The sequence below is a fragment of the Dietzia sp. SYD-A1 genome (assembly GCF_015356725.1).
Lineage (GTDB): Bacteria > Actinomycetota > Actinomycetes > Mycobacteriales > Mycobacteriaceae > Dietzia.
Genome location: NZ_JADDKI010000286.1, coordinates 1 through 8,947, shown reverse-complemented (window position 1 = coordinate 8,947; position 8,947 = coordinate 1). Strand labels below are relative to the sequence as shown.

Here is an 8,947-nt window from a genome sequence, read left to right as displayed (position 1 = left end):
ACCACACTGCTGCGGCGCCTGTTCGGCACCGGGCCGACAGGCGGGGACGACGACGACGCCGCTCACGTGCCCTGGGCTCTGCTGCCGCAGGACTTGCACATCGAGAACCCCGGGATCCGGGTGGTGGACGCCATCCATGCCGTGCGCCCCGACGCCGAGGCCGATCAGGTCCACGCCCACGCGGCGCGGATGCTCTTCACCGGGGACGCCGGGTTCCGCCGCCTCGGGGAGCTCTCCGGCGGCGAGCGCCTCCGGGCGGCTCTGGCGGTCCGGTTGTTCGCGCGGCCGGTGCCGCAACTGTTGGTGCTCGACGAGCCGACCAACAACCTCGACCTCCCCGGCGTGGAGGTGCTCGCCGACGCCCTGCAGCAGTGGCGCGGAGCGCTGCTGCTGGTGAGCCACGATGACGGGTTCTGCGACCGGGTGGGGGTGGACGAGGTGATCCGACTCGGCTGACGCGCCCACCTCACCCGATCACCCACCACGGAGGGATCCATCCCGTGCGCACGCTCATCTACTACGTCGCCGTCACTGCCAACGGGTTCATCGCCGACCCAGACGGGCGAACCGACTTCTTCCCCCTGGAGGGAGACCACATGGCCTGGCTCATCGAGCACTACCCGGAGACGATCCCCGGCCACGTCCGCGGGGCGCTGGGGCTGGCCGACACCGCCTCTCGGGTGTTCGACACGGTGGTGATGGGTCGCACCACCCATCAGGTGGCGGTTGACGAGGGTCTGGCCAGCGGCTATCCGCATCTGCGCCAGTACGTGGTGACGCACCGGCCGGACGACCTGCCTGCCGAACAGGGTCTCACGGCCTCGGACGAGGATCCTGTGACCTTGGTCCGCAGGCTCAAGAGCGAGGATTCCCCTCTCGACATCTGGCTGTGCGGAGGTGGGGAGCTGGCAGGGGCTCTCGTGGACGAGATCGACGAGTTCCGACTGAAGATCAATCCGGTCCTGATCGGCGCGGGGCGGCCGTTGATCTCGGGGCCCGTTCCGGTGTTGTCACTGGTCGTGCGCCGGAGGATCGGCTTCGACAGCGGGGTGGGCTACGTGGAGTACGAGCGCGCGCGCCGCGGGTGACCGCGTGGCTGCAGGGATCGGCTCACCGCACCCAGGGCGCGTAGGGGGCGACGTGGAAGCACGGCACCGGGCTGGCCTCAGCGGGGGCCAGTGCGTTGAGCACGTGCAACCACACCCTCTCGCTGTACAGGGTGGCCACGTGCTCGGACAGGTCCTCGGCACATCCGGCCTGGAGTTCGATGTTGGTGACGTCACCGGAGTAGAACTGGCGGACGAACGGGGTCACGATCTGGTCGAACTGCGAGACGATGCTGTACATGCGGACTCCGGGGATGCCCTCGGGGCCGCGTGGGTAGACCTCGGTGGCGAGTGGCGAGTCGACGACTTGCTGGATGAGGGCCGGCGTCGAGTGCTCCAGGCTCCCGTACACGGCGGGCCCGAGGACCGGCACCAGGGAACGCAGATAGACGATCTCGCTCAGTCTGGTCCCGGTCGAGGGCGAGATCCCCACCTTGGTGTGGACCTTCTCGCTCCCGCCGAGGAACGTCAGGTAGTAGTCGGCCAGGATGCCGCCGCCCTGGGAGTGCCCGACGAGGTCGACGGCGTCCGCGCCCGTCTCGGCGAGCGCCCGGTCCACGACCTGCTGAAGGACCAGGCCGGAGGCCCGGATGTCGCCGAGGCCCTGGATCGGCATCGCCGGGAAGCCCGTGACGTTCCCGAAGGTGAAGGTGTAGACGCAGTACCCGGCGTTTCTCAGCAGAGGGGCGCCGGCCTGCCAGGCGAGCGCCTGCGTGGTGAAGGTGGGGTGGACCAGGACGACGGGACGCGGGCGCTGCGGGGTGGGTCGACAGTTCGGGTCGTTGGCTCCCGGAGGCGGGATCTCGGGAGCCAACGACGCCTGGAACCCGGCCGAGATGTCGAAGGGCACCGGCAGTGGTCCCTCGGTGGGCGACTGCGCACGGGCGGGGGTGGTGGCGGAACCCACGAGGAGCACCGCCACGGCGACCACCGCCACCGCAGCGGCGATCCGCCTCGCTCCGAAGGGGCGTGCGGGTGGTCTGGTCGCGACTCCGATCACCGGAGGCCCCCTGTCGTTGCGCCGCGGCCCGCTACGAGAGGGCCGACTCCATGGGTGTGATGGTCCTCACCCTAGGCAGGGGCGGCGCTGTGCGCTCTGCTTCCCGTCAGACGGCACCGCCGGCGACCGCGGGCGGGGTGCCGGTGTTGGAGGAGGCGTCGGTCTCACGGGCCAGGTACTCCTCGATCCGGAACCAGTCGTTGTCCGCGCGCTCGGCGATCGCCACGAGGGTGCTCATGTTGGCGACCTCCTCGACCTGCTCACGCAGGAACCACAGCATGAACTGCTCGCCCAGCGGATCTGCCTCGGCTCGCGCGGCCTGGAACAGGGCCTCGATCTGACGGGTGACCTGCTTCTCCTGCTCGAGTGCGTACCGCAGTGCGGCGACGGGTCCCTCGAAGTCGGCCTGCGGGCCGGGGACGGCCGGGATGGTCACCTCGATGTCGCGGTCGAGCATGTACTGCACCATCATCATCGCGTGGTTCCGCTCTCCGAGGCTGTGCTGGTAGAAGCGGCCCGCGAGCTGCGGCAGGTCCTTGGCGTCGGCCCACACCGCGATCGCGATGTACTGCTGGCTCGCGGCGAACTCGTGGCCGACCTGCGCGGACAACAGTTCGGTGAACGAGGACTTCTTGGCCATGATCATGGAACCCTTCCTCTCGGGGGACCTCGACGGGCGTCGAGGTTCGCGGGGGCGTGGTGTGCCCCGGGGGTCCCAGAGTAGGACCGGCGAGGGTGTTTTACCAGGTCAGTAAGCCTAAACGAACATCGGTAAGCCTGGCCTGGCCGGCGGTGCCGGACGACCGGATACGGCGCGGGACGCGGTCGTCAGCGCCGGTGCGCCCGCATCGCGGAGTGCTGGTCCCTCGGCTTGACCACGATCTGGTCGAGGTTGACGTGCGACGGCCGGCTCGCCACGAATCCCACGATCTCGGCGATGTCGCTGGCGACCATGGGGGTCAGTCCCTCGTAGACGGCGCCGGCCTTGTCGTCGTCGCCGTCGAATCGCACCAGTGAGAACTCAGTCTCCACCATGCCGGGCGCGATCTCGGTGAACCGCACGGGCTCGCCCAGGTGCTCCCCGCGGAGCGTCCGGTGCAGGACGGCCTGCGCGTGCTTGGCCGAGGTGTACCCGCTGCCCTTGTCGTAGGACTCGAGCGCGGCGATCGAGGTGATGGTCACCACCAGCCCGTCGCCGGTGTCCACGAGCACCGGCATGAGTCCGCGCACGAGCCGCAGGGTGCCCAGGACGTTGGTCTCCCACATCCATCGCCACTGATCCTCGTCGGCGTCCATGACGGTGGTCGTCCCCTTGGCGCCGCCGGCGTTGTTGACCAGCACGTGCAACCGGGGCACGGCCGCGCAGAACGCCTCGCACGAGACGGGATCGGTGACGTCCAGGGGGATGGCGGTGCCGCCGATCTCGTCCGCGAGCGCCTCCAGTCGGTCGAGTCGTCGGGCTCCGACGACCACGTGGAATCCCAGCCGCGCCAGTTCGCGTGCGGTGGCCTCGCCGATCCCGGAGGAGGCGCCGGTCACCACCGCGATGCGGGTGTCGGCGGGGAGAGCGGTGAGGTGCTCACGGATGGCGGGGTGATCGACACTCATGGTCTCAGGCTAGAACAGCAGTCCCAGTGGCGCGCGACGGAGACAATGGTCGACGATGCGTGCGGTGCGGATGGCCCTGGTCTCGGTGGTGGTGGCGGTGATGTGTGTGGCGTGTGGATCCTCGCGGCAGTGCGACGTCGCCGCCGACCCCCTTCTGGCGCCACTCGACGCGCCCGGGCAGGCGTGTCCGCGCTTCGGGGTGAGCACTCCCGGCGGACCTGCCGCCCCGGAGGAGCTCCGTGCGGTCGCCGACACCGTGGGTGCCCGGCCGAGTGTGGTGATGTGGTTCGTCGACTTCTCCTCCCCGCCCCCGATCGCCGAGTTGGACGCCGTCCGGGAATGGGGTGCGGACCCGATCATCACGTGGGAGCCGTGGCGGTGGATCGCGGACGGGGTGTACGACCGCGGGGCGTTCCCGATGGAGGAGATCGCCGCGGGGGTCCACGACGACCACCTCTATCGCTGGGCCGACGAACTGGCCGCCTGGGGTGACACGGTGTACCTGCGATTCGCCCACGAGGCCAACGGCGACTGGTACCCGTGGAGCCCGCGGGGCGGTACCCCTTCGCAGACCTATGTGGAAGCGTGGCGGCATGTGCACGACCTCTTCGCCGCCGAAGCGGTGCACAACGTTCGGTGGGTCTGGACCGTCAACGTCCCGCACCCCGGGAGCAGCCCGGTGGCCCCGCTCTTCCCGGGCGAGGAGTACGTGGACGTGGTGGGCGTCGACGGCTACAACTGGGGTACCACCCAGGCGTGGAGTTCCTGGCAGGAACCGGAGGAGATCTTCGGCCCCACCCTGGACGAGGTGGCCACGATCGCACCGGGAGTGCCCGTGATGGTCACCGAGGTGGCCAGCGCGGAGGCGGGTGGGCCCAAGTCCGAGTGGGCCAGGGACCTCGTCGGGTACCTTGATTCGAGAGAAGAGTTGACGGCGTTCGTGTGGTTCGACCACCACAAGGAGACCGATTGGCGCCTGGCCAGCAGCCCGGAGTCCGCCGCCGCCATGGCGGACGCCCTGACCAGAGGGAGCCGTACGAGATGACCCCGCCGCCGTGGAGCATCCCCGCACCAGTGGAGGCCGAGCGGGTGCGCGACGTGGAGCGGCTGGGGTTGTTGGGGACCCCGCCCGAGGGCCGGTTCGACCAGGTCACGAACATGGCGCGCCGGGTCCTCGGCGTCCCCGCGGCATCCCTGTCCCTGATGGACGACGACCGGTTGTGGATGAAGTCGATCCACGGGCTCGAGGTGGAGGAGGTGCCCCGGGACAAGACGGTCTGCCGGACCACCATCGCGCGGGCGTACCGCCGCCCTGACGACCCGGCGCTGGTGATCCCGGACGCCACCGCCGACCCGGAGTTCGCCGAGATCCCCGGTATCGGTGGCCCGGACGGGGTCCGGTTCTACGCCGGCTATCCGCTCTACGGCCCCACAGGTCATCCGGTGGGCACCTTCTGCGTCTATGACTTCGAGCCCCGGAACCTCGACCCGCAGCAGATCGAGGCGTTCACCGAGCTCGCCGAGTGGGCGCAACGGGAACTCGAGCGGTCCGCGGAGCTGGACCGGGCCGCGGAGATACAGACCCAGCTGCTCCCGCGCCCCCTCACCGGACTCGAGGGCTACCGGATCGCCGCCGTCTGCCTCCCGGCGTTCACCGTCGGCGGAGACTTCTTCGACCACTACAGTCGTGGAGACACCCTGATGCTCACCGTCGCCGACGTGATGGGCAAGGGGCTCGGGGCCGCGATCCTGTCCTCCTCGGTTCGCGCCTCGGTCCGGGGGGCCTCCCGGGTGCTCGACCGGTTCGGCCCCGCCGACGGCGCGCAGGACACGGGGGCAGTCACCACGCTCGCGGCCGAGCACCTCGCCGAGGACTGCGAGCTCACCTCGACCTTCGTCACGGCGCTCCTCGCCGCTATAGACTTGCCCAGCGGGACGATCCGCTACACCGATGCGGGCCACGGCCTTGCGCTGGTGCGGCGCTCCGACGGGCGGATCGAGCCCCTGGAGGAGGGCGGGCCCCCCATCGGGATCCTCCCCGGGACCACCTGGGCCTCTGATGAGGCACAGCTAGAGCCGGGCGACGTGTTGGTGATCTGCTCGGATGGTCTGCTCGATCTGTTGGACGAGGACAGCGACCCCGCCGCGGTGTGGCAGTTCGTGCAACCCTTCGCCCTTCCCGACGAGCTCACGGCTGCGACCCGCGACCTGGTGGCGGGCCGGCCCCCGCTGGACGACGTGACCGTGGTGGCCGTCCGGAGAGAGGCGGCGTGAGCACGGTCCCGGCCCCGCCGGTGCCGCGCAGCGAGTACCCCTCGCCCTACCTGCGGCTGCTCATCGTGGTGACCGTGATCGTCGGGTTGAACTACATCGTGTGGCGGTGGTTGTTCTCGGTCAACTGGGACGCCTGGTGGATCGCCGTCCCGCTGGTCCTGGCCGAGACCTACAGCCTGATCGACTCGATCCTCTTCGCCGTGACCATGTGGCGGTTGCGTCGTCGCCCCGAGCCGCCCCCGGCGCCGGAGGGGCTGAGCGTCGACGTCTTCATCACCACCTACAACGAGCCGCTCGACCTGGTGCTCGACACGGCGGCGGCCGCCAAGCGCATCCGCTACCCGCACCGCACGTGGATCCTGGACGACGGCGCCCGTCCGGAACTCCAGGCCGCCGCCGCGGAGCTGGGGGTCGACTACCTCACCCGGTCGGCCAGTTGGACCGACAAGCCACGCCACGCCAAGGCGGGAAACCTCATCAACGCACTGCTGCACACGGACGGCGAGTTCCTGCTGATCCTGGACGCGGACCAGGTCCCCGAGCCGGAGATCCTCGACCGGACCCTCGGGTACTTCACTGACGAAGGTATGGCGCTGGTCCAGACCCCGCAGTACTTCACCAACGTCCCCGAGTCCGACCCGCTGGGCAGCCAGGCACCCCTGTTCTACGGGCCCATCCAGCAGGGCAAGGACGGGTGGAACGCGGCGTTCTTCTGCGGGTCGAACGCCGTGCTCCGTCGCGAGGCGCTGATGCAGCTCGGCATCACGGGGTACGTCAAGGCCGTGGAGGACGGGGTGGATCGCGCCCTGCGGACGGCCGGCAGGGTGATCAGGCGGGCACAGCGCACGGTCCCGGCGGACCAGCCCGAGGTGGGGGAGGCGCTCGGAACCGTCCGGCGGGCCGTGCGCACCGCCCGCGCCGAACTCAGGGCGGGTGGGTCTCTCGCGGAGATCACCTACGGGTTCCAGCAGACGGTGGACGCGGCCGCGCGCACCGTGGTGGACGCCGACATGGGCGCGATCCGGTCGGACCTCGAGGCGATCGCCGCGCTGGACGAGCACGGGGCGGACGCGATAGTGCTCGACGACCTGGTGCTCGACCAGCTCGCCGACCGCGAGTGGTCGCCGCTGGGAGCGGTCGAGTCGGTCCGCGCGCTGATCCGCGCCGTGGACATCGACCGGGCCGACGAGGCGGAACCCACCCAGGCGCTGGCGACCATCTCGGTCACCGAGGACATGGCCACCGCGATGCGTCTGCACGCTGCGGGATGGCGGACCGCCTACCACCACGAGGTGCTGGCCTATGGTCTGGCGCCCGAGGACCCCAAGACGATGCTCACCCAGCGACTGCGGTGGGCACAGGGCACGATCCAGGTGATGCTGCGCGAGAACCCCCTGGTGCAGCGGGGTCTGACGCTGGCCCAGCGGTTGATGTACTGGTCCACGATGTGGAGCTACCTCTCGGGCTTCGCGGCACTGGCATACTTCGCCGCCCCGGTCATCTACCTGACCTTCGGCGTGCTGCCCGTCCAGGCGTGGAGCGTGGACTTCTTCGCGCGACTCATCCCGTTCCTCGTTCTGAGCCAGCTGCTGTTCTTCATCGCCGGCCGGGGCACCCCGACCTGGCGGGGACAGCAGTACAGCCTCGCCCTCTTCCCCGTGTGGATCGCGGCCTGTTGGACCGCCGCGCGCAACGTCTACTTCGGTAAACCCCTCGACTTCGCGGTCACCCCCAAGACCCGCCAGGGGGAGGACGCGACGCCGTGGTACCTCTTCCGGCCGCAACTCATCGTCATGGCGTTCCTGGTGGTGGCGGCCGTCATCGGGGTGGTGCGGCTGTACCTGGGGGCGATCTCCGTCCTCGGCGTCACGGCGAACCTCGTCTGGGTGGTGTTCGACCTGTTGATTCTCTCGGTGGTCTTCCGGGCCGCTCGCTACCGTGGACCCGACAGAGAAGGAGCGACATGACCGCCTACGACATCCGGGAGGCCGGCACCGCAGTGGTGGTTCAGCCGACCGGTCGACTGAACATGGTGGCCGCCCCCGGCCTCCGCGACCAGCTCCGTGAGCTGGTCGACGGCGGGTCGCGCCGGGTGGTGGTGGACCTCAGCGCCACCGAGTTCATCGACTCCTCGGGACTCGGGGCGTTGATATCCGGACTCAAAGCCGCCAGGCAAGCCGGGGGCGACCTTCGTATCGCGGCCCCGAACGCACAGGTCACGAGCGTGTTGAAGCTCACCCGGCTCGACCGGGTTCTGACAGCGCACGAGTCGGCGGACTCCGCCTTCGATGGCGGCTGACCAGCGTCGGGAGCTGACCCTCACCACGGGTGAGGGCACGCTCGACAGGATCCTCGATCTGATCGGGGAGACGCTCTCGGCCGGTGAGGTCGAGGAGGAGGTGCGGTTGCGGTTCGAGATCTCCGTGGCGGAGATCGGGGCGAACATCATCGAGCACGCGGCCGACGGCGGCCCGGTGCACCTGGACCTCGTACTGGAGGTGACGCCGGACCGCCTCGAGGCGCGCTTCACCGACGACGGCAGCCCCGCCCGGGTGGACCTGCGTGCCGTGCAGATGCCGGACGTCTTCGCCGCCCGGGGCCGGGGGCTGGCGATCGCGGTGGAGGCGCTCGATGAACTCGAGTACCGCCGGCGCGGGGGAGAGAACGTCTGGCGGCTGGCCTGTCACCGCGAGCGGGAGGCGGGGCAGTCGGAGGACGACGACGAGGTCAGCGGCCCCGGCCGGTGACCATTCCGACGAGTCCGCGCACCGCGCCGAGGGCCATGTCGGACTTGGAGAAGTAGTCCTGCCAGCCGCACACGAGGCCGTCGCGGACCTCGAGTCGCCCGCACACCCAGAACCCGCAGCGGAATCGCCCGACCCCCAGGTAGTCGGTGCGTTCGGTGAGCACGATCGTCGGGGAGCCGGGGGTGGTGGGGTCGGCGGGGGCGCCCACGGCG

11 protein-coding genes are annotated in these 8,947 nt (G+C 70.1%); 7 read left to right on the top strand and 4 right to left on the bottom strand.

The window, feature by feature from the left end:
* Together IY392_RS12115 and IY392_RS12110 are read left to right on the top strand one after the other, a co-directional pair.
* Window positions 1-456 (top strand): ATP-binding cassette domain-containing protein (locus tag IY392_RS12115; RefSeq protein ID WP_194861350.1); only part of this gene is annotated, 456 nt, incomplete at its 5' end.
* A 44-nt stretch (window positions 457-500) separates the two neighbouring features.
* Entirely contained in the window at window positions 501-1,088 is a 588-nt protein-coding gene (locus tag IY392_RS12110) for a dihydrofolate reductase family protein (protein WP_194861349.1), read from the top strand.
* A 22-nt stretch (window positions 1,089-1,110) separates the two neighbouring features.
* Here IY392_RS12110 and IY392_RS12105 read toward each other — a convergent pair whose 3' ends face one another.
* The 3 genes from IY392_RS12105 to IY392_RS12095 all read right to left on the bottom strand — a co-directional run bounded on the left by IY392_RS12105 (window position 1,111) and on the right by IY392_RS12095 (window position 3,714).
* A complete protein-coding gene (locus IY392_RS12105) occupies window positions 1,111-2,106 on the bottom strand; it encodes a triacylglycerol lipase (RefSeq protein ID WP_194861348.1) in 996 nt (331 codons plus the stop codon).
* 106 nt (window positions 2,107-2,212) lie between these two features.
* Window positions 2,213-2,752 (bottom strand): ferritin, encoded by a 540-nt coding sequence (locus IY392_RS12100; protein ID WP_370446313.1) that lies wholly within the window; start codon window positions 2,750-2,752, stop codon window positions 2,213-2,215.
* 182 nt (window positions 2,753-2,934) lie between these two features.
* On the bottom strand, window positions 2,935-3,714 hold the full coding sequence (locus IY392_RS12095; protein WP_107757357.1) for an SDR family NAD(P)-dependent oxidoreductase: 780 nt from the start codon (window positions 3,712-3,714) through the stop codon (window positions 2,935-2,937).
* A gap of 55 nt (window positions 3,715-3,769) precedes the next feature.
* On the opposite strand from IY392_RS12095, the gene IY392_RS12090 reads away from it, so the two are divergent.
* Genes IY392_RS12090 through IY392_RS12070 form a run of 5 tightly spaced genes read left to right on the top strand, consistent with a single transcriptional unit; the run spans window position 3,770 to window position 8,735 of the window.
* Window positions 3,770-4,759, top strand: coding sequence for a glycoside hydrolase family 26 protein (locus IY392_RS12090; RefSeq protein ID WP_194861347.1), 990 nt, complete (start codon window positions 3,770-3,772; stop codon window positions 4,757-4,759).
* Complete coding sequence (locus IY392_RS12085) at window positions 4,756-5,988, top strand: PP2C family protein-serine/threonine phosphatase (protein WP_107757355.1); 1,233 nt, start codon at window positions 4,756-4,758, stop codon at window positions 5,986-5,988. The genes IY392_RS12090 and IY392_RS12085 overlap by 4 nt, the downstream gene beginning before the upstream one ends.
* Window positions 5,985-7,955: a glycosyltransferase family 2 protein gene (locus IY392_RS12080; RefSeq protein ID WP_107757354.1), complete on the top strand. Its 1,971-nt coding sequence runs from the start codon at window positions 5,985-5,987 to the stop codon at window positions 7,953-7,955. Before IY392_RS12085 ends, IY392_RS12080 begins: the two co-directional genes overlap by 4 nt.
* Window positions 7,952-8,287, top strand: coding sequence for an STAS domain-containing protein (locus IY392_RS12075; protein ID WP_107757353.1), 336 nt, complete (start codon window positions 7,952-7,954; stop codon window positions 8,285-8,287). Before IY392_RS12080 ends, IY392_RS12075 begins: the two co-directional genes overlap by 4 nt.
* Entirely contained in the window at window positions 8,277-8,735 is a 459-nt protein-coding gene (locus tag IY392_RS12070) for an ATP-binding protein (RefSeq protein ID WP_107757352.1), read from the top strand. Before IY392_RS12075 ends, IY392_RS12070 begins: the two co-directional genes overlap by 11 nt.
* Here IY392_RS12070 and IY392_RS12065 read toward each other — a convergent pair.
* Window positions 8,716-8,947: limonene-1,2-epoxide hydrolase family protein (locus IY392_RS12065; RefSeq protein WP_304511147.1), on the bottom strand; the 232-nt coding region annotated here is incomplete at its 5' end. The two genes, IY392_RS12070 and IY392_RS12065, sit on opposite strands and share 20 nt — an antisense overlap.

What these genes read in the sequence shown, in the direction of transcription:
- IY392_RS12100 (WP_370446313.1), bottom strand. Translation starts at nt 2,752, where the DNA reads ATGATCATGGCCAAGAAGTCCTCGTTCACCGAACTGTTGTCCGCGCAG.
- IY392_RS12095 (WP_107757357.1), bottom strand. Translation starts at nt 3,714, where the DNA reads ATGAGTGTCGATCACCCCGCCATCCGTGAGCACCTCACCGCTCTCCCC.
- IY392_RS12090 (WP_194861347.1), top strand. Translation starts at nt 3,770, where the DNA reads ATGCGTGCGGTGCGGATGGCCCTGGTCTCGGTGGTGGTGGCGGTGATG.
- IY392_RS12085 (WP_107757355.1), top strand. Translation starts at nt 4,756, where the DNA reads ATGACCCCGCCGCCGTGGAGCATCCCCGCACCAGTGGAGGCCGAGCGG.
- IY392_RS12075 (WP_107757353.1), top strand. Translation starts at nt 7,952, where the DNA reads ATGACCGCCTACGACATCCGGGAGGCCGGCACCGCAGTGGTGGTTCAG.
- IY392_RS12070 (WP_107757352.1), top strand. Translation starts at nt 8,277, where the DNA reads ATGGCGGCTGACCAGCGTCGGGAGCTGACCCTCACCACGGGTGAGGGC.